The sequence below is a fragment of the Sorangium sp. So ce693 genome (assembly GCF_051521375.1).
In the GTDB taxonomy this organism is placed as follows: domain Bacteria; phylum Myxococcota_A; class Polyangia; order Polyangiales; family Polyangiaceae; genus Sorangium; species Sorangium atrum.
Genome location: NZ_CP150347.1, coordinates 9,891,109 through 9,913,960 on the forward strand (window position 1 = coordinate 9,891,109; position 22,852 = coordinate 9,913,960).

At 72.7% G+C, this 22,852-nt stretch carries 16 protein-coding genes; 9 read left to right on the forward strand and 7 right to left on the reverse strand.

Annotation, left to right across the window (positions count from 1 at the left end):
• The first annotated feature begins 148 nt into the window (after positions 1 to 148).
• The 4 genes from WMF14_RS36930 to WMF14_RS36945 all read left to right on the forward strand — a co-directional run bounded on the left by WMF14_RS36930 (position 149) and on the right by WMF14_RS36945 (position 5,787).
• Positions 149 to 634: a hypothetical protein gene (locus tag WMF14_RS36930; protein ID WP_437793955.1), complete on the forward strand. Its 486-nt coding sequence runs from the start codon at positions 149 to 151 to the stop codon at positions 632 to 634.
• Positions 635 to 688: 54 nt separating this feature from the next.
• Positions 689 to 4,738 (forward strand): kelch repeat-containing protein, encoded by a 4,050-nt coding sequence (locus tag WMF14_RS36935; protein WP_437793957.1) that lies wholly within the window; start codon positions 689 to 691, stop codon positions 4,736 to 4,738.
• A 17-nt stretch (positions 4,739 to 4,755) separates the two neighbouring features.
• Complete coding sequence (locus tag WMF14_RS36940) at positions 4,756 to 4,917, forward strand: hypothetical protein (RefSeq protein ID WP_437804377.1); 162 nt, start codon at positions 4,756 to 4,758, stop codon at positions 4,915 to 4,917.
• A 219-nt stretch (positions 4,918 to 5,136) separates the two neighbouring features.
• A complete protein-coding gene (locus tag WMF14_RS36945) occupies positions 5,137 to 5,787 on the forward strand; it encodes a hypothetical protein (RefSeq protein ID WP_437793959.1) in 651 nt (216 codons plus the stop codon).
• Between the two features lie 84 nt (positions 5,788 to 5,871).
• On the opposite strand, the gene WMF14_RS36950 is transcribed toward WMF14_RS36945, so the two are convergent.
• Entirely contained in the window at positions 5,872 to 6,909 is a 1,038-nt protein-coding gene (locus WMF14_RS36950) for a D-alanine--D-alanine ligase (RefSeq protein ID WP_437793961.1), read from the reverse strand.
• 759 nt (positions 6,910 to 7,668) lie between these two features.
• On the opposite strand from WMF14_RS36950, the gene WMF14_RS36955 reads away from it, so the two are divergent.
• Positions 7,669 to 9,267 (forward strand): ATP-dependent DNA ligase, encoded by a 1,599-nt coding sequence (locus WMF14_RS36955; protein WP_437793962.1) that lies wholly within the window; start codon positions 7,669 to 7,671, stop codon positions 9,265 to 9,267.
• 22 nt (positions 9,268 to 9,289) lie between these two features.
• Here WMF14_RS36955 and WMF14_RS36960 read toward each other — a convergent pair whose 3' ends face one another.
• From WMF14_RS36960 to WMF14_RS36985, 6 genes are all read right to left on the reverse strand, one after another.
• Complete coding sequence (locus WMF14_RS36960; RefSeq protein WP_437793964.1) at positions 9,290 to 11,110, reverse strand: hypothetical protein; 1,821 nt, start codon at positions 11,108 to 11,110, stop codon at positions 9,290 to 9,292.
• 165 nt (positions 11,111 to 11,275) lie between these two features.
• Entirely contained in the window at positions 11,276 to 12,541 is a 1,266-nt protein-coding gene (locus tag WMF14_RS36965; RefSeq protein WP_437793966.1) for a hypothetical protein, read from the reverse strand.
• Positions 12,542 to 13,424: 883 nt separating this feature from the next.
• Positions 13,425 to 14,678: a hypothetical protein gene (locus WMF14_RS36970; protein ID WP_437793969.1), complete on the reverse strand. Its 1,254-nt coding sequence runs from the start codon at positions 14,676 to 14,678 to the stop codon at positions 13,425 to 13,427.
• Positions 14,679 to 15,248: 570 nt separating this feature from the next.
• Positions 15,249 to 17,963 (reverse strand): ATP-binding protein, encoded by a 2,715-nt coding sequence (locus WMF14_RS36975; RefSeq protein ID WP_437793971.1) that lies wholly within the window; start codon positions 17,961 to 17,963, stop codon positions 15,249 to 15,251.
• A gap of 162 nt (positions 17,964 to 18,125) precedes the next feature.
• Positions 18,126 to 18,725, reverse strand: a complete 600-nt coding sequence (locus WMF14_RS36980) for a hypothetical protein (RefSeq protein ID WP_437793974.1) — start codon at positions 18,723 to 18,725, stop codon at positions 18,126 to 18,128.
• 116 nt (positions 18,726 to 18,841) lie between these two features.
• Positions 18,842 to 19,870: a hypothetical protein gene (locus tag WMF14_RS36985; RefSeq protein ID WP_437793976.1), complete on the reverse strand. Its 1,029-nt coding sequence runs from the start codon at positions 19,868 to 19,870 to the stop codon at positions 18,842 to 18,844.
• 188 nt (positions 19,871 to 20,058) lie between these two features.
• Here WMF14_RS36985 and WMF14_RS36990 point away from each other — a divergent pair, with 188 nt between their 5' ends.
• The 4 genes from WMF14_RS36990 to WMF14_RS37005 all read left to right on the forward strand — a co-directional run bounded on the left by WMF14_RS36990 (position 20,059) and on the right by WMF14_RS37005 (position 22,737).
• On the forward strand, positions 20,059 to 20,367 hold the full coding sequence (locus WMF14_RS36990; protein WP_437793979.1) for a hypothetical protein: 309 nt from the start codon (positions 20,059 to 20,061) through the stop codon (positions 20,365 to 20,367).
• Between the two features lie 388 nt (positions 20,368 to 20,755).
• Positions 20,756 to 21,850, forward strand: a complete 1,095-nt coding sequence (locus WMF14_RS36995) for a hypothetical protein (RefSeq protein ID WP_437793981.1) — start codon at positions 20,756 to 20,758, stop codon at positions 21,848 to 21,850.
• The gene (locus WMF14_RS37000) at positions 21,825 to 22,397 is read left to right on the forward strand and encodes a hypothetical protein (protein ID WP_437793983.1); all 573 of its coding nucleotides are present in this window, start codon (positions 21,825 to 21,827) and stop codon (positions 22,395 to 22,397) included. The genes WMF14_RS36995 and WMF14_RS37000 overlap by 26 nt, the downstream gene beginning before the upstream one ends.
• Positions 22,398 to 22,458: 61 nt before the next feature.
• Positions 22,459 to 22,737, forward strand: a complete 279-nt coding sequence (locus WMF14_RS37005) for a hypothetical protein (protein WP_437793985.1) — start codon at positions 22,459 to 22,461, stop codon at positions 22,735 to 22,737.
• Positions 22,738 to 22,852: the final 115 nt, after the last annotated feature.

A 22,852-nucleotide genomic window follows, 5' to 3' on the forward strand; every position in this document is an offset into this window, starting at 1 on the left:
CCGGCGTGCCGGGGGGAGCGGGCTCCGACGGCGAGCGCAGGCGCAGCGGGAGCGGCGAAGCGGCTGGAGGAGCGCGGGAGGACGCGGCGACTCCCGCGCTGTCCGATTGAGCTCCGCTGCCGCCCCGGGTATGCCGGAGCGGTACGCCATGGAGCCCCCCAACGCGATCCAGTTGCCCGAGGAGCTCCGCGCGCCGCCCCCGCGCCCCTGGGCGGCCTTGCGGCACGTCCGGCACCAGCTGGCCGGCGTGGGGTACTCGCTGCTCTTCTGGGCGGGGCTGCTCGGGGTCGGCGCCTTCTACCGGCACGTCGATTTCGTCGCGATGCTCCTCACGGTCTCGTTCGGCGTCATGCCGTTCGTGCTCCTGTATCAGCTGCTGGGCAGCTACACCGCCTGCCGCCTGGCGCTCCGCGGCGCGCCGTCGACGGCGCACATCTACGAGGGAGCCGTCGTGACGAGGTACGGGACGGTGAACATCTGGCACGTCGTCGTCGCCGGCCAGCACGTGCGGATTCGCGCGAACGCGCCGCTCGACAGGAGCGTGGTGGTCCTCGTGACGCCCGAGACGCGGAGCGGCAAGCGCCGAGTCGGGGTCTATCATCCCCGGTTCGGGATCTGCACATCGCTCGTGTGAGCCGCGCTCGCGGCGCTGTTGTTGCGGGCGTGACCGCGTGAGACATTCGCTGGCATGCGAGCTGGCTCGGGTCTTCGCGTGCTGGTCATGGCCGTCCTGGTGCTGGCCGTTGTGGGGTGGATGGGCGCGCTCGGGTGCGCGGCGGGGCACGACGGCGCGGCGGCGGCGGCGCTCGTGCAGCGCCGGTTCCCGGCGCAGGCCGCCGAGGTGCTGGGCAGCGGCGCTCCCGGCGCGCCGGCGGCGACCGGCGGCGGCTTCGCCCTCGGCGCGGCCGGCCCGGGCGGCGGACGACCGCGGCTCGCGGCCGAGCTGCCGCACGACGGCGGCGGCTGGATGCGGCTCTCGGGCGCTGGCGGCTTCGAGGTGCGGGTGCGGGAGGCCGGCGCATCCGGCCAGGGGACGGTGGTCGACGGCGCGGTGATCTATGGCCGCGCGGGCGGCGCGTCGTTCTGGCGGGCGGCCGCCGGGGGCATCGAGGAATGGCTCACCGTGGCGCCGGGCGCCGTGCCGGCGGGTGAGCCCGCGGCCGTCTGGGAGGTGGACGGCGCGGCGCTGCGGCAGCGCGGCGAGGCCGTCGAGGTGGTGGACGCGGCGGGGACGCCGCGGCTGCGCGTCACGGCGCCGCGAGCGTTCGCGGAAGGCGGGCGACCGATCGCGGCGCGCCTCGAGGCGCGCGGGGCGGAGATCGCGCTGCTTGTCGAGGCGTCGGCGGAGCTCCTGCTCGTGGATCCGCTGTGGCACGCCGTCGGGGCGATGGCCACGAGGCGGGACGGCGGGCATACGGCCACGCTGCTCGGCGGCGACGACGGGCGGGTCCTTGTCGCCGGCGGCTGGGGTGGCGACACCTATCTCGCGAGCGCGGAGCTGTACGACCCGGCGGACGACAGCTGGGCGCCAGCCCAGCCGATGAGCGCACAGCGCCACGATCACGCCGCCGTGCTGCTGGACAGCGGGCAGATCCTCGTCGTGGGCGGCTCCGACGGCTCGGGCACGACGGTGGCGAGCGCGGAGCTGTACGACCCGGCGGACGACAGCTGGACGCCAGCGCGGCCGATGAACGGCGCGCGCCAGGGTCCCACGGCGACGCGGCTGGACAGCGGGCGGATCCTCGTCGTGGGCGGCTGGAACGATGGCAAGTTCCTCGCGAGCGTGGAGCTGTTCGACCCACGGGAGGGCATCTGGACCGCGACGGCGCCGATGAGCACCGCGCGTTATGGGCACACCGCGACGCAGCTGGCCGACGGGCGGGTCCTGGTCGCCGGCGGCATCGGGGCGGAGGGCGAGGTCCCGACCGCGGAGGTGTACGATCCGGCGACGAACACCTGGACCCCGGCGCGATCGATGAGCACCGTGCGCCGAGGGCACACGGCGACGCTGCTCGACGGCGGGCAGGTCCTCGTCACGGGCGGCTTGACGAGCGACGGCACGTTCCTCGCGAGCGCGGAGCTGTTCGACCCGCGGGAGGGGATCTGGACCGCGGCGGCGCCGATGAGCTTCGGGCGCTTCGACCACAGGGCGACGCTGCTCGACGGCGGGCGTGTCCTGATCACAGGCGGACTCCAGTCGTACCTCCACCTGGCGGACGCGGAGATCTACGACCCGGCGGAGCGCTCCTGGTCGAACGCGCCGGCGATGGCCGTCGGCCGAAGCTCTCATACGGCGACGCTGCTCCCGGGCGGCGGCGTGCTCGTGACGGGCGGCAATCAAGGCGTCGAGGCGAACGCCGAGGTCTACGACCCGCCGGGCACGAGCCCGTGGTCGGAGACCGCGCCGATGCGCGACGCGCGCTACGTGCACACGGCGACGCTGCTGGACGACGGGCGGGTCCTCGTCGCGGGCGGCTACGGGGCCGACGCCATCGACCTCAATACCGCGGAGATCTACGACCCGGCCGACGGAACATGGGCCGGGGTGAAGGAGATGCGCGACGCGCGCTATGAGCATACCGCGACGCTGCTGAACGACGGGAGGGTCCTGGTCGCGGGCGGGTACGCGAGCAGGGCGGAGGGCGCGCTCGCGACCGTGGAGCTCTTCGACCCCGCGACGCGCAGCTGGACAGCGGCAGCGCCGATGATCGCCGCACGCCAGGGGCACACGGCGACGCTGCTGGACGACGGGCGGGTCCTGGTCACGGGCGGCGTCGGGGCCAACTATGTCAACCTCGCGAGCGCGGAGATCTACGACCCGGAGGAAGGCACCTGGACGGAAGCGGTGACGATGATCGCCGCGCGCAATGCGCATGCGGCGACGCTGCTGGGCGACGGGCGGGTCCTGGTCACAGGCGGCTACGGGCCCCGCGGTGAGGCCCCGAACGCGGAGCTCTGGAGCCCCGACGCGCGCAGCTGGACAGCGGCAGCACCGATGAGCGCCGGGCGCCGGGCGCACACGGCGACGCTGCTGGACGATGGGCGGGTCCTGGTCACGGGCGGCTCCCCGGATTCGGAGGGGATCAGCGGGCTCGCGAGCGCGGAGCTGTACGACCCGGCGACCGATCGCTGGACGACGCGAGCTCCCATGAGCACCGGGCGCCAGAACCACACGGCGACGCGGCTCCTGGACGGGCGGGTCCTGGTCGCCGGCAATGACACTGTCAATGGTCATGGCAGCGCGAGCGCGGAGGTGTACGACCTCGCCACGGACAGCTGGTCTCCGGCAGGGACGATGTACTCCGAGCGATCTCGACACGCAGCGACCCTGCTGCGCCATGGCAAGGTCCTGATCACCGGCGGCGTGGGCCCCGGCATGTATATCGCCAGCGCCGAGCTCTACACCGCGGCCTTCCCCGGCGACCCTTGCGATACCGACGCGGACTGCGCCGGCGCCTCCTGCGTCGATGGCGTCTGCTGCGACGCCCCTTGCGCGGGCGTGTGCATGGCCTGCTCCGCCGCGAAGAAGGGCGCCGGCCCCGACGGCGCCTGCGGGCCCATCCAGGCCGGCGCCGATCCGGACGACGACTGCGCCGCGGAGCCCGCCCTCTCCTGCGGCACCAACGGCCTCTGCGACGGCCGCGGCGGCTGCCAGCTGCGGGCGCAGGGCAGCCCCTGCGGCGCGGCCTCGTGCAAGGGCGCCTCCGAGCTCGTCGAGGCCCCCCTCTGCGACGGGCGCGGGGTCTGCGCCGAGGGCGACACGCGATCTTGCGCCGAGTACCGCTGCGTCGCGGGCGCCTGCCTCACGGGCTGCACCTTCGACACCCAGTGCGCCGACTCGGCCTACTGCGCGGCGACCGGGGGCGACTGCGTGCCGAAGAAGCCCGCCGGCGCCGCGTGCGTGCTCCCGAAGGAGTGCCTCAGCGGGCAGTGCAGGGCCGGCGCCTGCGAGCTCGACACCGACGAGGACGGCATCGCCGACAGCGAGGACAACTGCCCTGCGGTCCCGAACACGCTCCAGGCCAACACCGATGGTGGCCTGCCGGCGGGCGATCTCCTCGGCGACGCCTGCGACGATGATGACGACGCCGACGGCGTCAGCGATATGGTGGACAACTGCCCCCTGATCGCGAACCCCGACCAGGCCGACGTCAACCGCGATGGGGTCGGCGACGCCTGCGATTGCAGCAACCCGCGCAAGCCCGACGGCAGCCCCTGCGACGACGGCAACGCCTGCACGCAGACCGATACCTGCCAGAACGGCGCCTGCGTCGGCGGCGATCCCTTCGTGTGCCCGCAGCCCGACACCTCCACCTGCAGGCGCGCCGTCTGCGCGCCGGCCACCGGCGCCTGCGAGCGGCGTTACAAGCTCGACGGCGCGCCCTGTCCAGGCGGCGAGTGCATCGCCGGGGGCTGCTTGCTCGCGGAGGCCGCCAGCGGCTCCGGGGGCGGCGCTGGCGGCGACAGCCAGGGCGGCGGGGGCCAGGGCGGCGAGGGTCACGGTGGCGGGGGCCAGGGTGGCGACGCAGCCGCAACGGGCTCCGGCGGCGACGCCGGGGGCGCCGGTGGCGCGCCTCCGGCGCCTGCACCGGAGGGGAGCGCCCCGCCGCGCGCGCACGGCAACGGCTGCGCCCTGGCGCGCGGCGCTGGCCTTGACCCGGCCGGCTCGTCCGCGCCCTGGCTCCTGCTCGCCGCGCTGCTCGCCGCGCGGTCCAGGCGTTTCCGCGAGGCAGCCTGACTCACCGCCGGTTCAACATCGGCGACATGATGGAGTTCATCAGCAACGGTCGCCTCAAGGCCACGAGGCACCAGGTCGTGACGCCCAGGGAGCGCGCGGCTGAGCATCGTGTACTTTGGCAACCCCAACTAGGATGCGGTGTTCGAGACGTTCCCCTCGTGCCTTTCCACGGGGGCTGAGCCCCGCAAGCTGAACTACAAGGTATTTCTCGAGGAGCTGCTCGGCAAGATGACAGTCTCCACCCCGAGCGCGTAGGACAGCTCGAGCGGAGCCCGCCGTCGATCGCCTGACCGGGCGGCGTGCCCGCCCTGGCGCTCGCTTTCCCGACGACCCTCCCCCTCGACGCCGGCACGTCCCTTCTTGGTGCAGCCGAGCGCCTGGGCGCGTACCCTCGATGCATGGCACGCCCGCACCTGCTCCCGTTCACCGTGATGTCGATTGCTGCGCTCGCAGCCTGTGACCGCTCCGAGTCCGCGAGCGCGCCTGCGTCCGCGGGCGCGACCGCCGCGGCCGCGCCGGCCGCGCCTGCCCCGAGCGGCGCGTCCGCCGTGGCGCCGGCGGCGAGCTGCCCGGCGGGCAAGTGGGAATACGACTATGCCGATCAGTTCCTCGAGACACTGGCGCGCAGCTCGTCGGGCGCGCGCGTCGTCAGCGAGCGCGGGAAGTACATCTGCACGTTCAGCGGCAACGAGCGTGGCAGCTACGTGTGCGAGACGAGCGAGGGCGGTGTCGAGAACGTGTTCGAGGCGCCCACGGCCGGGACGGCGCTGACGATCACGCTCAAGATGAACGGCCGCTCCAGCGCGGAATACGAGCCCGCTGGCCCCGGTCGCTGGAAGACGACGCGCGCCGACATGAGCGGACTGCGCGTCGAGACCAAGGCCACGCTCGGCGGCCGCGACATGCCCGTGCCCGCGACCAACGCCTTTTCTGGCATGGACCGCCCCGGGACCCTCTTCGAGTACCGCTGTGAAGGCGACGTGTTCAAGCTCAAGCCCATCGTCGAGGGCATGGCGACCGACTTCATCACGATGAAGCGGGTGCCTTGAGAGCTTGACTGTTCGGGTTACGCTTGGATTGGCTGGCCGCGCCCCGGCTCCGGCGCGGGCCCCGGAGCCGCGCTCGCCTTCGCTTCAGATCGCCGACTTCACGAGGCGCAGCCGCTTCTCGGCCTGTCCCCGCTCGCTGAGCCGCAGCTCCGAGGCGGCGGGCGCGCGGCGCCGCACCGGCTGGTGCAGCCTGGCGCTCGCCAGGATGGCCTCGCAGAGGTCGCCGAACTCGTAGCCTGCGGCCTCCGCGATCTTCGGAAGGAGGCTTGTCTGGGTCATGCCAGGCAGGGTGTTCACCTCGAGCACGTACTCGTTCTCTCCGCCGGTCACGAGCAGATCCACCCGCACCGCGCCCGTGCACCCGAGCGCCTGGGCCGCCCGCTCCGCCAGGTTCAGGACGCCGCGGTAGCGGGTCGGCGGGAGGCGCGCCGGCATGTGGTACTCGGTCATGCCCGGCGTGTACTTGGCCTCGTAGTCATAGAGCCCCTTCTTCGGGACGATCTCGATCGCGCCAAGGACCTTCCCGTCCAGGATCCCCACGTTGACCTCGGTCCCCGCCACGAACCGCTCCACGATGGCGGCGTCGTCGAACTCGAACGCCAGCGCGAGCGCCGACTTCAGCTCCTCGAGCGACCCGGCCTTGGTCAAGCCCAGGCTCGACCCCTCGCCGCGCGGCTTGACGATCACGGGGAACCCGAACGAGCCATGGATGGCATCGAGCTCCTCGAGGTCCTGATTCGCACCCACAGTGTAGTAGGGAGGCGTCGGCACGTTGTGCAGCCGGAACATCTCCTTGGCCTTCAGCTTGTCCATCGCGAGGGCGCTCGCGAGCACGCTCGACCCCGTGTACGGAACCTGGGCGAGCTCCAGGACGCCTTGCACGCACCCGTCCTCACCGAGACGTCCGTGCAGTGCCAGGAAGGCTGCGTCGAGCCGCGCCCGCTGCAGCGTCGCGCAGAGCTCCGCGCCGAACCTGTCCCCGAGCGTGATCCGCACGACATCGTACCCGCGCGCCTCGAGCGCCTCGGCGACGGCCGCGCCCGAGCGCAGGGACACGTCGCGCTCACCCGACGAGCCGCCCATCACGACGCCCACCCGCTTCCGGACTTGCCGCTCCACCATCGAAGAACCTCCGTCGCCTTCCCGTGCGGACACCAACACCACGTCAGCTCCTTCCAGTACAGTCCAGCTGCCGGAGAGGTGCTGCGCAAAAACCAAGCCAGCTGCTCCCAAGGCCAAAACCGGCGGCCTTGTCAGCGGAGGGCGCTATTCCTGAGCTGTGGTTGAGGAAAACCGCGCCCGCCCGCCGTGTTCACCTGCCCACGGCGTGCCGACCGCCAATCCGGTATCAAGGCCCGCGTCGGAGGTCAACTAAACGGAGCGATCTCGCCGTCGAGGGAGACCGGCGCGGCTCGGGCCATCTCGCGGCGTGTTCGGGAGTCCGCGGCCACGGCGGGGCAGCTCCGCGCGCTCTCCCCCCGCGCGGCGGCGCAGGCGCGTCATGCGCTTCGCACCTGGTGAATCGATGGCGAGCAGCACACGAGATCGTCTGATGGGCGATCGCGCTCTTGCCTGCTCGCGGCGCTGGCGGCGGCCGAGCGGGGAATTCGACTGCAGATGACGTGATAATTCTTCGCTCCCCCCCGCAAGTGGTTGCAATCGCGAATGGCCACGATCCCGGCGCGGGAGAGCGCTTTTCTGCTCCGCCGCCGTACACCCTTTGGTAGGCTCTCTTGGCCCATGCGGAGAACACTTGGCGCCCGTGGGCCAGGTCCGATCCTGCGGAGTTCCCCGGCTCGGTTGCGGAGGACACCCTGCAGCGGCCTGATCACGAGACCCGTCGAGCGTGAGCTCTCGAGGTGCCAGGGTAGGGTTGTCCGCGTGCTCGTTTCCGACTTCGTCGCCACCTCCGGGCGTGTCGCCGCGCTCTCTCGCCGTGTCGAGAAGATCGCCGCGCTCGCCGCGATACTGCGCCGCCTCTCGCCCGCGGAGGTGCAGATCGGCGTCGACTGGCTCGCCGGTCGGCTGCGCCAGGGACGGCTCGGCCTCGGGCCTGGGGTGGTCGCCGAGGCCCGCCGGGCCTCTCCTTCCGTCGCCCAGCCTGCGCTCACCCTGGGGGACGCCGACGCGGTCTTCACGGAGATCGCGCGCGCCTCGGGGCCGGGGGCGGCAGGGGCGCGCCGCGCGGCGCTGGGGGGATTGTTCGCGCGCGCCACCGATCGCGAGCGCGACTTCTTCGCGCGGCTCCTCGCCGGCGAGCTCCGCCAGGAGCGGATCGAGCCGGTCATGATCGACGCGGTGGCGCGTGCGGCGCGGGTGCCGCCAACCTCGCTGCGGCGCGCGGTGATGCTCGCCGGCGACGCGGCGGAGGTGGCCAAGGCCGCGCTCCTCGAGGGGGCGCTCGGCCTCCAGCGCTTCTCGCTGCAGCTGCTCCGCCCGGTGCAGCCGATGCTGGCGCAGTCGGCCGACGACGTCGCGACGGCGCTGAGCGAGCTCCGCGCGATGGCGCTGGAGTGGAAGCTCGACGGCGTGCGCGTGCAGGCGCACAAGGCCGGCGACGAGGTGCGCGTCTTCAGCCGCGGCCTCGGCCCGGTCACGAAGGCGGTCCCCGAGATTGTCGAGATCGTCCGGGCGCTCCCGGTCCGCTCGGTCGTGCTCGACGGCGAGGCGCTCACCTTTCGCTCGGACGGCCCGCCGCACCCGTTCCAGGTCACGATGCGCCGCTTCGGCCGCGCGCACGACGCTGCCGCGCTGCGCGCCGAGCTGCCGCTGCGCGCCCTGTTCTTCGACGTGCTGCACCTCGACGGCGAGGATCTGCTCGACCGGCCCGGCAGCGAGCGCACCGCCGCGCTCCGGCAGGTGCTCGACCGGTCGCTGCGCGTCCCGCGCATCGAGCTGCCGACGGCGGCCGAAGCCGAGGCGTTCTTCGCCGACGCGCTCGCCCGCGGCCACGAGGGCGTGATCGCCAAGTCGCTCGCCGCGCCCTACGAGGCGGGGCGGCGCCGCGGCTCGTGGCTCAAGGTGAAGCGGGCGCGCACCCTCGACCTGGTGGTGCTCGCGGCCGAGTGGGGGACCGGCCGGCGCCGGGGGCTGCTCAGCAACCTGCACCTCGGGGCGCGCGATCCCTCGGCCGGGGGCTTCGTCCTGCTCGGCAAGACGTTCAAGGGCGTGAGCGACGAGGTGCTCGCGTTGCAGACCCAGCGGCTGCTGGAGCTCGAGATCGGCCGCGACGCCGGCACGGTGTACGTGCGGCCGGAGATCGTCGTCGAGGTCGCCTTTGAAGACGTGCAGGCGAGTCCGCGGTACCCCGGGGGCATCGCGCTGCGGTCTGCGCGGGTGAGGAGGTACCGGCCTGACAAGGCTGCAGAGGAGATCGGCACGATAGACGAGGTGCGGGCGATCCATGCGGGTGCGCTTGCGCGCGAGGCGGCCGAGAAGGGGCAGGCGGAGGGTGGAGGAGAGGAGTTGGGGGACGGGTGACGCTCAGGGAGAGCCGCCCGTTTCAGAGCGGCAGGCGCACGAGGAGGATGCTATTCATACCCAAGGCCTCGTGGGTGCCGAAGGCGGTCTGTGGGGCGTAGGCATTGATGAAGTTGCTCGCGATCGACAGGCGCCCTTTCGCGTCGAGCGCGGAGGCGGTGCGGGGGAAGGACCCGTCCATTGTGCCGAGCTCGACGAGCCGCCGCCGCGCGACGAACGCCCCGGTGCCTGGCTCGTAGGTGGCGACGTAGGTTCCCGGCTCGTCCAACGAGCCGCCGCCGAGATCGGTGGGCGCGCTGAACCAGGCGATGAGCGCGACCCGGCCGTCGGGCGCGAACGAGAGGCTGGTCGAGCCGACCTCTTTGGCCGGGGCCGGAAACGCCTTCGCCCACCGGATCGCGCCGTCCTCGCCGGCGAGCTTCGTGAGGAACGCGCCGGCACTGCCGTGGATCGGCGGGCGCCCGCCGGGGGCGGCGCCCTGCGCAAGCTGGCCGGCGATCAGCACGTCGCCGTGCTCGTCCACCCTCAACGCCAGCGCCACGTTGCCGCTGCCCAACCCGATGTCTTGGGATGCGCTGACGCGCCTCAACCAGAGGTGGGCGCCATCCGTCCCCGAGTACTTCGCCACCCAGGCCAGGCCGCCCGTCACCCCGAGAGAAGTCCCGCCGGTGATGTCGTCCTCGGAGAAAGTCCCTGCGACGACGATATCGCCGTGAAGGTCCACGGCCACCCCGCCGATCGGGGGCGGGACCGCCAACCTGGCGGCTCTGTGCAGGTCTCCCGCGTCCGTCGCGAACCGGGTCGTCCCGTCGGCGGCGAGCTTGGTGAGGGTAAGGCGGTTTTCGGACTCTGCGGCGACGACGACGTCGTTCTCGGGACCGACGGCCACGAGGCCTCCGCCGGAGGAGCCGCTGTCGCCCGGGCGATGCACCCAGCGCGTGGCGCCGTCCCGATCGAGCGCGAGGACGAACATGCCGGATGAGGCACCGTCCGGGTCGTGTGGCTCCGGATCTTCCTGGCCGAAGTCTCCGGCGTCGAACGGACCTCCCGAGTAGTCGCCGACGACGGCGATGCCGTCGTTTCCGTCGACCGCGACCCCCGTGGCCGTCATCAGCAGCTTGCCGCCGAAGCGCCGGGCCCAGCGCAGAGCGCCGTCGTCTGCATACTTGACGACGAAGAGGTCCTTGAACCCGATGAGCGGCGTGGGGCCCGCGCCGAAGTCGACCCCTCCCAGGGCGCTGCCAGCCAGGACGACGTTCGCCCCGCCATCGAGCGCGAGGGCCGCGGCAGACAGATTACGGGGTCCAATGATTTGCCGGTACCAGGCCCCCGCTGGCAGCGATCCCCCGGCGCCCCCGCCGCCATCGGCGCCTCCACCGCCCTCGGTGCCTCCACCGCCCTCGGCGCCCCCGCCGGGGCCAGCGCCTCCACCGCCCTCGGCGCCCCCGCCGGGGCCAGCGCCCCCGGCGCCTCCGCCGCCCTCGCCGGGGCCAGTGCCCCCGGCGCCTCCGCCGCCCTCGCCGGGGCCAGTGCCCCCGGCGCCTCCGCCGCCCCCGCCGGGGCCAGCGCCCCCGGCGCCTCCGCCGCCCTCGCCGGGGCCAGTGCCCCCGGCGCCTCCGCCTCCCTCGCCGGGGCCAGTACCCCCGGCGCCTCCGCCTCCCTTGCCGGGGCCAGTACCCCCGGCGCCTCCGCCTCCCTCGCCGGGGCCAGCGCCCCCGCCCGCCACGCCGTCGCCGCCGGATCCTCCGGATCCCGCGCTGCTGGCGCTGCTCGATGCGGCGACCGGCTCGGGCTCACGGCTCTCACCGCATCCGGCGAGGGGGATGGTAGGGATAAGGATCAACAGAGCAGAAGCGATGGTGCGCATGGCGTGACCTCCGCCGAACAGGCTAGGTCCCCGCCGCAGGCTCGCTCCTTAATCCCCTCTTAAAGCGACGCGCGCGCCCTGCTGGGGCCGGACGACAGGAGGCGGAGAGGGACGGATGACGCTCGGGGAGAGCCGTCCGTCTCAGAGCGGCAGGCGCGCGAGGAGGATGTCGGTCCAGCCTTTGCTCTTCAGGGTGCCGAAGCCGGTCTGTAGCTCGCTGCTGAAGCTCACCACGATCGACAGGTGTCCTTTCGCGTCGAGCACGGAGACGGCGTGGTCGACAGACACCCCGAGCTCGGTGCCGAGCTCGGCGAGCCGCCGCTGCGCGACGAACGCGCCGGTGTCTGGCTCGTAGGTGGCGACGTAGGTTCCCAGCTCGTCCGACGCGCCGCCGCCGAGGTCGGGGGGCGCGCCGAACGAGGCGATGAGCGCGACCCGGCCGTCGGGCGCGAACGAGAGGCTGGTCGAGCGGACCATGGACGTCGGGAGCGACTTCATCCACCGGATCGCGCCGTCCTCGCCGGCGAGCTTCATGAGGAACGCGCCGCGTCGGACATCGCCGACGGGTCCCTCGCCGAGGTCGGCGCCCTGCTCGATCTGACCGGCGACAAGCACGTCGCCGTGCTCGTCCACGATCAGCGCCTTCGCCAGATCGCCAGCGCTGGAACCCAGGTCCCTGAGTTTGCCGAAGTGCCTCGACCAGAGGTGGGCGCCGTTCTCCCCAGAGTACTTCGCCACCCAGGCCTGATTGCCTTTCAGCCCGAGGGTGGCGCCCCCGCCGAGGTCGGCGTCGCCGGTGAAGTCGCCGGCGACGAAGATGTCGCCACGGGAGTCCACGGCCAGCCCGCCGATCGGGGCCCACGACGAGTCGAGTCCAGACAGGTGTCCCACGTCCGTCGTGAAGCGGGTCGTCCCGTCGGCGGCGAACCTGGCGAGGGTGAGGCGGCCCGCGGACAGGGCGGCCACGAAGACATCGCTTCCGGGACCGACGGTCACGCGGCCTCCCTGGTCGATGCCGCCGCCGCCCAGGCGGTGCATCCAGCGCGGGCTGCCCTCCCGATCGAGCGCGAGGACGAAGATGTCGGACGAGGGGACCCCCGCGACCTCCGGGTCGTCTACAACCAGTACATCCGGCTCTTCCAGGACGAGGTCACCGGCTTCGAGAGGACCCTCCGCGTAGTGGCCGACGACGGCGATGCCGTCGTTTCGGTCGACCGCGACCCCCGTGACCATCGCCTGGTAGCCGCGGAAGCGCCGGACCCAGCGCAGGGCGCCGTCGTCTGCATACGTGGCGACGAAGGGGTCCTCGAAGCCGACGAGCGGCGTGGCGCCCGCGCCGAAGTCGGCCGTTCCCATCGAGCTGCCAGCCAGGACGACGTTGGCTTCGCTATCGAGCGCGAGGGTCATGGCCCACTCGCTATCGGGGCTCGAGATCTGTCGATACCAGGCGTCTGCTGGCGGCGATCCCCCGCCGCCCCAACCGGGGCCACCGCCCTCACCCGTGCTGCCGCCCCAACCCGGGGCGCCGCCGTCAGCCGCGCCGCCGCCCCAACCCGGGGCGCCGCCCTCACTCGTGCTGCCGCCGTCACCTGGGCCACCGCCGTCAGCCAGGCCGCCGGCCCCCGCTCCATCGCCGCCGAATCCTCCGGATCCCGCGCTGCTAGCGCTGCTCGATGCGGCGGCCGGCTCGGGCTCACGACTCTCACCGCAGCCGGCGAGGGCGATGGCAGGGACAAGGATCAGCAGACCAGAAGCGATGATGTGCATGGCGTGACCTCCGCCGAGCAGGCTATGTCCCCGCCACAGGACCGCCCCTTAATCCCCTCTTAAACCGATTCACGCGCCGCCCCTCCCGCGGCGCCATCGTCCTTGCTCTCCCATCCATTCCGCAGGCCCGCGGAGAGCGTGTTCGCGGGGCGGGGTGAGGGATGGGCCGATGTCTCCGTCACGTTCGGCAACGTTTCCTCCTTGTCGGGGTATGCGCCCCTCCGGACGGAAGGGCGGATGATCGACAAGCGTATCGGTCCACCCTGGGCTCTCTGGCCGGAGGAGAGATCGCGGCGCCCCCGTTGCGACGCGCACCATGGATCCCACGGAGGCGTGCGCAGGAGGGGGAAGTGTTGCATAGCTCACGTGGATGCGTGCGCAGGAGGGCACGTCGGACGCGCAGGGGGCCCGGAGGGGCGCGCAGGAGGGGTGCGGAGGCCGCGCAGCAGAGCGCCGGGGCGCACAGCAGGGGCGCCTGGACCGAGCAGCAGAGCGCCAATGCCGCGCAGCAGGACTTGTCGTCTCAGAGCGGCACGTGCGCGAGGAGGACGTCGGTCCCCCAGCCCTCGCTCTTCAGGACGCCGAAGCCGGTCGGCACGGAGTAGCTGAAGCTCGTCACGAACGACAGGTGTCCTTTCGCGTCGAGCGCGGAGGCGGCGAGGCTGATGTTCCCGATGTCCGTGCCGAGCTCGACGATCCGCCGCTGCGCGACGAACGCGCCGGTGCCTGGCTCGTAGGTGGCGATGTAGGTTCCCCGCGTGTCCACCGAGCCGCCGCCGAGGTCGAAGCGGTCGAAGGGCGGCGCGAGCGAGATGATGAGCGCGACCCTGCCGTCGGGCGCGAACGAGAGGCTGGTCGAGCCGTAGTACTGTGCGCCCGGGAACGCGTTCACCCACCGGGTCGCGCCGTCCTCGCCGGCGAGCTTCATGAGGAAATTGCCCCATATACGGTCGATCCGCCCCTCCCCGAGGTCGGCGCCCCGCGCGAACTGGCCGGCGATCAGCACGTCGCCGTGCTCGTCCACGATCATCGCCTTCGCCACGTCGCCGCTGATTTCACTGCTGTCTTCGGGGGCGCCGAAGTGCCTCGACCAGAGGTGGACGCCGTCCTCCCCCGAGTACTTCGCCACCCAGGCCTGAGCGCCTCTCAGCCCGGTGGTGGAGCCCCCGCCGAGGTCGGCGTCGTCGGAGAAGGTCCCTGCGACGAGGATGTCGCCGCGGAGGTCCACGGCCATCCCGCTGATCGCGTACGTGATGGATCCGCTCAGCTTTCCCACGTCCGTCGCGAAGCGAGCCGTCCCGTCGGCGGTGAACCTGGCGAGGGTAAGGCGGCCCCCGGCTTGAGCGGCGACAACGACGTCGTTTCCGGGACCGACGGCCACGCGGCCTCCGTAGTCGAAGTCGCCGCCGCCCAGGCGGCGCATCCAGCGCGGGGCGCCGTCCCGATCGAGCGCGAGGACGAAGATGTCGCTCGAGGAGGTCCTCGGGTCGTCTCGTTCCAGCTCTTCCAGGACGAGGTCGCCGGCCTGGAGCGGACCGTTGGCGTAGTGGCCGATGACGGCGATGCCGTCGTTTCCGTCGACCGCGACCCCCGTGGCCATCACCTCGCTGCCGCCGCCGAAGCGCCGCGCCCAGCGCAGGGCGCCGTCGTTTGCATACGTGGCGACGAAGATGTCCGCGGAGCCGACGAGCGGCGTGGCGCCGGCGCCGAAATCGGCCGCTCCCCTCGTTCTGCCGGCCAGGACGACGTTTGCCTCGCCATCGATCGCGAGGGCCATGGCCTCCTCCGTCTCGGGTCCCGAGATCTGCCGGTACCAGGCCTCCGCCAGCGGCGATGCCCCGCCGCCACCCGCGCCTCCGCCCCCACCGGCGCCTGCGTCGCCACCCGCGCCTCCGCCCCCACCGGCGCCTGCGTCGCCACCCGCGCCTCCGCCCCCACCGGCGCCTGCGTCGCCACCCGCGCCTCCGCCCCCACCGGCGCCTGCGTCGCCACCCGCGCCTCCGCCCCCACCGGCACCTCCGCCTCCACCCGAGCCTGCGCCCCCAGCGGCGCCTCCGCCCCCCACGCCGTCGCCGCTGGATGCTCCCGATCCCGCGCCCGGGGCGCTGCTCGAATCGACCTCCGGTTCGGTCAAACGGATCTCACCGCATCCGGCGAGGGTGATGACAGGGGCAAGGATCAGCAGAGCAGAAGCAATGATGCGCATGGCGTGACCTCCGCCGAACAGGCTAGGTCCCCGCCGCAGGACCGCTCCTTAATCCTGTCTTAAAGCGATTCGCGTGCTCCCTTCCGGGGCGCCATCGCCCTTGCTCTCCCATCCATTCGGCAGGCGCCCGGCAGCAGCCCCCTACCGCCGCTTCCCCCCGCGCGGATCGCCCCCTCCCCCCGCGGCCGGCTCCACCGCCACGTAGTGGACCGGCAGCGCCGGATCCAGCGAGTACCCCTCTGCGTCTCTCCGGAGCCACGGCTTCATCCCGAGCTTCCGCAGCTGGTTCATCGCCACGTAGATCCGGTTCGCCGCCGCCTCCGGCAAGATCCGCTCGCCGGGCCACCCCGCCTCCTTCAGCGCGGCCAGGGAGAGCCCTCGGCCCGGCGCGCACCGCTGCTGCTCGGCCAGCGCGTGCAGCAGGCGCCGCGCCGCGTGGCGCTCGCGCAGGTCGTGCCAGCCGCCGCCCGGCGGGCGGACGAAGCGCGCCCCCTCGGTCAGGAGGAGCTCGCCCTCCGCCCGCGCCTCGGGCAGGCCGCCCAGCGCCGCCAGGCTGCGCTCCAGGATCCGGAGCAGCAGCCGCACGTCGTCGGATCGGCTCGCGCTCGACGGCGATCCCTCCCGGGCGCGCGCGATCCTGCGCCGCGCCGCGCCCGCGTGAGCCGCCGCCTCCTCCCCCCGCCCCGCGCGGCGCGCCGCCTGGGCGAGCGCGAGGTCGACGAAGCCGGACGCCACCCGCGCGAGCTCCACGTCAGGCTCGTCCCCGAGCTGCGCGAGCAGCCGCTCCGCCGGCTCGATCGCACGCCGCGCCTCCTCCACCTCGCCGACCGACGCGAGCGCCGCCCCGAGGCGGCAGAGGGCGATCCCCTCGGAGCGGCGGTCCCCGACCTCGCGGAGCAGCCCCACCGCGCGGCCGTGGCACGCGCGCGCATCGGCGAGGCGCCCCTCCTCGTGGTGGAGCGCGCCGAGGTTGCCGAGCGTGATCGCGAGCAGCCGGAGATCGCCCACCTCGCCGAGGATCGCGGCGGCGCGCTCGTAGCGCCGGCGCGCCTGCGCGGGCGCCCCGCGCTCCTGCTCGAGCAGGCCGGCGTTCGTCGAGAAGATGCCCTCCATCCGGCCGTCGCCGATCTCCGCCGCGATCGCGATCGCCTGCTCGTAGTAGGCGGCGGCCTCGCCCTCGCGGCGCTCGTCGTGGTGGAGCGCCCCGAGGTTGCCGAGCACCCGCCCCTCGGCGCGGCGGTCGCCGAGGGCGCGGTGGAGCGCGAGCGCCTGCGCGTAGTGGTCGCGCGCGCGCTCCATGGCGCGCCGGCCGTGGTGGAGCACGCCGAGGTCCGCGAGGATCCCCGAGAGGAGCGCCTCTGCGCCGAGCGCCGCCGCCTGCGCGCGGGCGCGCTCGAGGTCCTCGAGCGCGGCCTCCGCCTGCCCTCGGAGCCGCCTCGCGCGCCCCCGCGCCGCGAGCGCGCGGGCCACCACGCGCGGCTCTGCCGCGAGCGCCTCGGCCGCCGCGATCGCGCGGTCGAGCAGCTCGAGCTGCGCACCGAACGGGCCGCGGGTGCTGAGCACGGGCTCGATGGCGCAGAGCGCCCGCAGCGCTCGCTCGGCCGCCGCCTCGGAGCCGGCGCGAGGCGCCGTCGCCAGGGCGAGCGCGCCCTCGGCGACGGCGAGCAGCTCCTCCAGATCGCCGGCGATGAGGTTGAGCGCGTCGAGCGCGCCGCGCCGCTCGAAGTCCGCGGCCGCCGCCTCGCCGGCGCCCAGGTAGAACGCCGCGTGCCGCTCGATCGCGGCCTCGCGCTCCCCGCGCTCGGCGAGCTTCTCGGCGGCGAGCTCTCGCACCACCTCGTAGAGCGCGAAGCGCGTCGCCCCGTCGCTCCTCGGGGGCGCCGCGCGGAGCAGCGACTTGTCGCGCAGCGCCTCGATCCGATCGATCGCGGCGGCGTCGGGCTCCGCGAGCACGGCGGCGGCCGCCGCGAGCGTGAACGGCCCGTGGAAGGCGGAGCAGCAGGCGAGCGCCCGTCGCTCGCGGTCGTCGAGCAGGTCCCACGACCACTCGATCGCGCTGCGCAGCGTCGCCTGCCGCGCCTCCCTCCCGCGCGCCGCGCCCGCGAGCAGGTCGAGCCGGCTCCCGAGCCGCGCGAGCAGGCCGCGCACGCCGAGCACGCCCTCGCGCGCCGCCGCGAGCTCGATCGCGAGCGGGATGCCCTCGAGCCGCCGCACCAGCGCGGCGACGTCGGCGACGTGCTCGTCGCCGGGCGGCGGCGGCGGTGCGGCAGCGCGGTGGGCCGCGGCGCGATCGAGGAAGAGCGCCACGGCCGCGCTGCGCTCGGCCGAGCCCTCCGCGGGGAGGCCGAGGGGGCCGAGCTCGTAGCTGATCTCCCCTGCCACGCGGGTGCGCTCGCGCGACGTCGCGAGGAAGCGGAGCTCGGGCGCCGCGCGCACCCACGCGTCGAGGGCCGGCGCGGCCTGCTCGAGCACGTGCTCCAGGTTGTCGAGCACGAGCAGCGCCGGCCCCTCGGTCGCGAGGGCGCGGCCGATCCGCTCGACGAGCGTCGCTTCCCGGCGCCCTGCCGCGACCTGCGCCCCGATCGCGCGCGCGACCGCGCCGCAGACGGCGCGCAGGTCGCGGCAGGCGGTGAGCTCGCAGAGCCACACGGCCTCGCCGGCCTGCGCCTCGGCCCAGCGGCTGGCGAGCTCCAGGGCGAGCCGCGTCTTGCCCATGCCGGCCGGGCCCCAGAGGGTGACGAGCCGCTCGCCGCCCCGGAGCAGCCCGGCGATCGCGACGAGCTCGCCCTCCCGGCCGATGAAGCGCGACGCGGGCAGGGCAAGGTGCCGCCTCCGCGGCCGAGCTGCGTCCGCCATGCGCCGACCTTCGATCGGACGGGGGCTGGATTCAACGCAAGAGCGGGCGGACGGCGGGGATGCGGCGGGACGGGCGCGGCGGGGCGCCGGAGACGCGATAGGGCGGCGGAGAAGCGGCGCGACGGCGAAGATAGGGCGGGACGGTGGAGATGCGGCAGGGGCTCAGGGTCGCACGAGCGGGGTCACGAGCAGCTTCTTCCGTGCGCCGCTGAGCTCGACCTGCACCTCGATCCCGCGCCGATCGAGCACCGACAGCGGGCGGATCGGCGTCACCTGGGCATAGAGATCGCCGGCGCCGCACCAGGTGCCCTGGAGCGCGGGCGCCTCGGCGTCGTCGGGCGTGAAGACGACGGCGCCGGTGCGGCAGCCGCCGTCGACAGCCGCGTAGAGGCCCTCGATGCGATCGAGCGCCGCGGGGCGAGCTCGAAAGGCGAGCTCCGCGCCCTCCGGCGTGCGCAGCCGGCCGGATTCGCCGCCCGGATCGGCGGTCGCCGTCCACCCGTCGCTCTCGAGCGAGAACGCGCCGCTCGGGTCCTCGGTTCCCTCGAACCATCGGGTCATGCTCGCGTAGCTGCTCACGCCGCCGCAGACGTAGAGCGTGACCGCGCCCTCGCCGCGCACGAGGGCGAGCACCGCGTCCGTGCTGTCGACCGTGCCGACCGAGATCTCGGGCGGCGGGGCCTCGGGGTCTGCAGCGCACGCCGCGCAGAGCACGGCGCCGAGCACCCCGGCGGCGCGCGCGAGCACGCGAGCGCTCTTCATGGAGAAACCGATCCCACCGGAGCGATGAAAAAAGCGCATGGGGCCTTATTTTAGTCGAGACCCGGGGCGGAGGGAGCGGCAGTTCCGTGCCAAAGGCAAATGGGAGTCCGTGAGCGCTACGCCCCCCCGTCCGGCGGAACATTGCTGGACAGTTCCTTTCGTCGCGCGGCGCGGACCGCCGCGAGCCAGTGCACCTTGGCCGGGTCGCTGTCCCACGGCGGGGCTTCCCGGTAGAGCGAGTCCCAGAATTCGCGCGCTGCCGCCTCGGCGGTCGCGAGCTCGCTCTCGCCTTCGGGCGCGTCCTCGACGGCATCCACGAGAGCACGCCATGGGTCCGCGTCGTAGCCTCTCAGGTTCGGCCACGGCCTTGCGGGCTCTCCGTCGAAGAGCCCATCGCTGCTCTGGAGAAAGCCCTCGTACGCGCTCTGGGCCACGGCGTCTCGCCGGCGACGGTTGACCTCGTCCACGCAGGAGTGGCGGTAGGACTCGGCCCATTCGCGGTCCTCCTCCGGCACGTCGTCTCGCCAGGCGCTCGCATAGAGATCGCGCAGTTCCTGCAGGAGCACCGCAGACTCCTTAAGAACCGTCGTGTGACGCAACGCGTCCGCGAGGGCTCGGTTGCGCGCCGCGCTCGGTCCGGGGAGAGGAGGCACCCTAAACGTCCAGGACCGCGCAACATCCACCATCGGGCGGATGGGCCTCGTCATGGATCTCGGGAGCCCGCGGCGCCCGCGCCGAAACCCCCTCCGAAAGGCGCGGAGCGCCGACGGCCGGTCCACCTCGGGGGCGTCGTCGGCCGTCAGCGCCTGCCAGACGGACGTCCGGTGGAGGCGCGCTGTCGGATCGCCCGTCGCGCCCTCGCCCTCGCCCGCGACCGTCTGCCCGAAGTCCACGACGAAGGTAAAAAACGCGCTCTTGACGGCTTCGAGCAGCATCGGCCACGGCGGAGCGGGCTCCTTGTCGAACCTGCCCGTGAGGCTCTCGGGAGAGCCCGCGTCCACCCTCGGGCGGATGGCCTCGGGCCGCGAATCGTCGACCCACCTCCCGAATTTCTCGCGATGCGCCTCGGCCCAGGCGTGGTCCGCCTCGGGCAGGTCGTCGTGCCATGCTTCGGCGCACAGCCTGCCCAGGGTCTCGAGATCCATGTTCCGACCCCAAATATCTTTGGGCGCAAATAGGCAACTCGCCGTGCCCGCCTCGACATCGATGCGCCGTATGAGGAACCACACGCGCGACGTTTGCGGTCCGTCGCGGCTTGACCGGCGGCGGCGACCGCTGGTAAGGTCGGCCACCGTCTGCGGGTACGTGGATCGGTGAATCAGGGGGGGAACCGATGAACCATCGGCGCGGCGTTCTGCTCGTCGTGTTTGCCTGCGGCTGCTCCATCGTGGATCCCAGCGATCGCGACGAGCTGAGACACCAGATCGCGGCGATGCCGCTCGAAGAAGTATCAAGGCTCAGGCTGTTGGGGATGAACTCGGCGGCGATCAACTGGCTCGAAGGCAGGCCACCGGGGGATCAAATGGGCAAAATCCAGTGCCGCTACCAGGCAGGCGGTCAGTGGACCAACTGGCCGACCAAGAACCATCGTTTATTGTCGACGATATGCGCGACTGTCTCATCAAGCGACCTTTCTTGGTAAATTACCTGATGTGCAAGGACGAATGGGAAGCGCTGCAGCGTCAACTCAGAAAAACCGACCTCGAGAACAGTCTACCGATCCCGGGTGGGGCGACCGTCGAGTGCCGATTCGTGTGGGATTTCCGCTACGACCCTGAGAAGGGACCGGCCGAGCTGACGGACCCCGACGCGGTCGACATAGACGACATCATCAATACCCTGATCGCGCTACCCGCGCCGCCTCCTGGATGGGCCTTTCCTCGGCTCGTCCCTCTCCTCTGCCCGCTCGGCGCTGGACCAGGCTGGGGATGCCCGCCCACGCCCACGGACCCGACCGGCGGACAGCCCACAGACCCGACCGGCGGACAGCCGGGAGATCGGCCATGAGGTGGCTGGCGAAGCGCCCTGGAATGCTCGCAGTGCAGGAGGCAGGCTACGGATACGGCCTGTTTACGACCAAGAGCCCCGATCTCTGGAAATGGCACCTCGAGAATCTCGGCCAGCTGTGCGCCGAAGCATGGGACGATGGCCTGCCCGAGGAAGACAGCGCATGGGCAGATCCGTACCGCAAGAAATTCAGCAGGTGGATTGACGATTCTGGACACGCTGGCATCGGCCACAAGGCGAATGCGACGGATCTCCAGAGCCGCCATGGCCGTTTCGACGGAGAGCCCGCGCCACGCTGGCCCATGCTGCTGGAGGCCGTCAAAAGCGCTTGTTTTGCGATGGTCGAGGCCGCCAAACAGATGCGCCCCGGCGCGAGCGAGCGTGCGGCGGAGGATCCCACGTCGCGCCTCCACAGGAGCTATCTCTGGCAGACGCTGACATCCGACGACACGGCCCAGGAGCACCGAGTCGACGCGCTCCGCGCCTTCCGGAGGGGTTTTCGGATCGGACGCCGCGGAAGACCGAGGACGCTGACGAGGCCCATCTCCCCCATGCTGGAGCCTCCCGCGATCTGGGAGATTGCAGCGCCTGCCCTTCCCGGTCCGAGCGCCGCGCGCGAGCGGGCCCTCAGGGCGCTACCGGGCCCGGACAATCCGAAGGAGGTCACGGCACGCGAGCAGGAGCTGCGAGCGCTGTATGCAAGCGCATGGCGAGATGACGTGCCGGAGGAGGACCGCCTCTGGGTAGCGCTGTACCGCGACACTTGCATGCTGTGGGTCAACAATCGCCGGCGAACTGCCCTGGCGCAGAGCGCCTATGAAGGCTATCTCCAGAGCAGCGATGGGCGCTTCGGCAACGAGCCTGCTGGACCGTGGCGTGGCGTGGGCACATTCGCCAAGGAACCCTGGTATTCTCTCGTGGACCGCGTCGAGGACGCCCCCGAGGGCGAGAGCGAGCCGGCGACGGCCGAAGCAGCAGTATGGGAATACTGGGATGCGCTCTACCGGGACGCCCCGCCATGGGACAACGACCCCGACCGGGCGCACTGGCTCGCGGCAGTCCGCGCCGCTCGAAGGAAGGCGCAGGCCGACGATGGTCCACGGGCGATGGGCAGGTAGCGCTCGGACGGGGTCGCGCGCCGGGCTCGTCGCGGTGTCGCTCCTGCCCACGGTCGCGCGGGCGGAAGAGGGCGCGCCGCCGCGATGGGAGATCGACGTCAAGGCGACCTATGTCGTGCTGGGGTCGCGTGCCACGCGCGCGACGGGCGGCATCATGCCGTCGGTCACCGGCTTGCGCCGATGGCCCGTCCGCAACGCCGTGGACATCGGCATCGGCGCCGACGTGGGCCTCTTCGGTCTGGGCGGCGACGCGCGCTGGCTCGGCGTGCTGACCGGCCCCACGGCGGCCGTCCGGAGCATGCCGTTCCGTGCGCCCCTGTCGTTCGAGTTCGCGGCGCGGCTCGACTTCGGGCGCATCCCTGTGTGCAACGCATGGGGGTTGTGCCTGCGGTATCTTGGATTCTTCCCGGCCATGGAGGCCGGCGCGGCCTATCTATCGACGCAGCATGTGGCGATCGTGGCGACGTGCGGTGTCCGCTTCATCAGGACGCTCGCGTGGTCGGGTGTCAGCGTCGAGCCCGCAGCGGCGGGTCGAATCTTCTGGTAAGTATGACTCCGACGGGCGTAAAGCCCACCGACCCCACGGGCGATCAACCCGGAGATTGCTCATGAACCCTTCGCTGGGGGAGACGAAGCCCTTCGTACCTCGCGTCGTGCGCGAAGCGGCGCTCGGACACGCGCTGTTCTCGACCAAGGATCCCGAACAATGGAGGTCGCGCTCGGAGGATCTGGGCAAGCTGTGCGCCGAAGTGTGGCACGACGATCTGCCGGAGCGGGACTGCGCATGGTCGGCGGCCCACCGCGAGAGCTTCAGGAAGTGGGTCGACGATGAGGGATCAACCGGCATAGAGCCTGGAGCCAGCGAAAGCGCTCTCCGGGGCAGCTAGGGGCACATTCCCCGGGCGTTCACCCCGCCGTGGCCAATGCTGCTCGCCGCCATCGAGAGCGCGTTCATCGCGTTCGTTGACGCGTTCGAGGAAGCGCCCGCCAGCGACAGTGAAC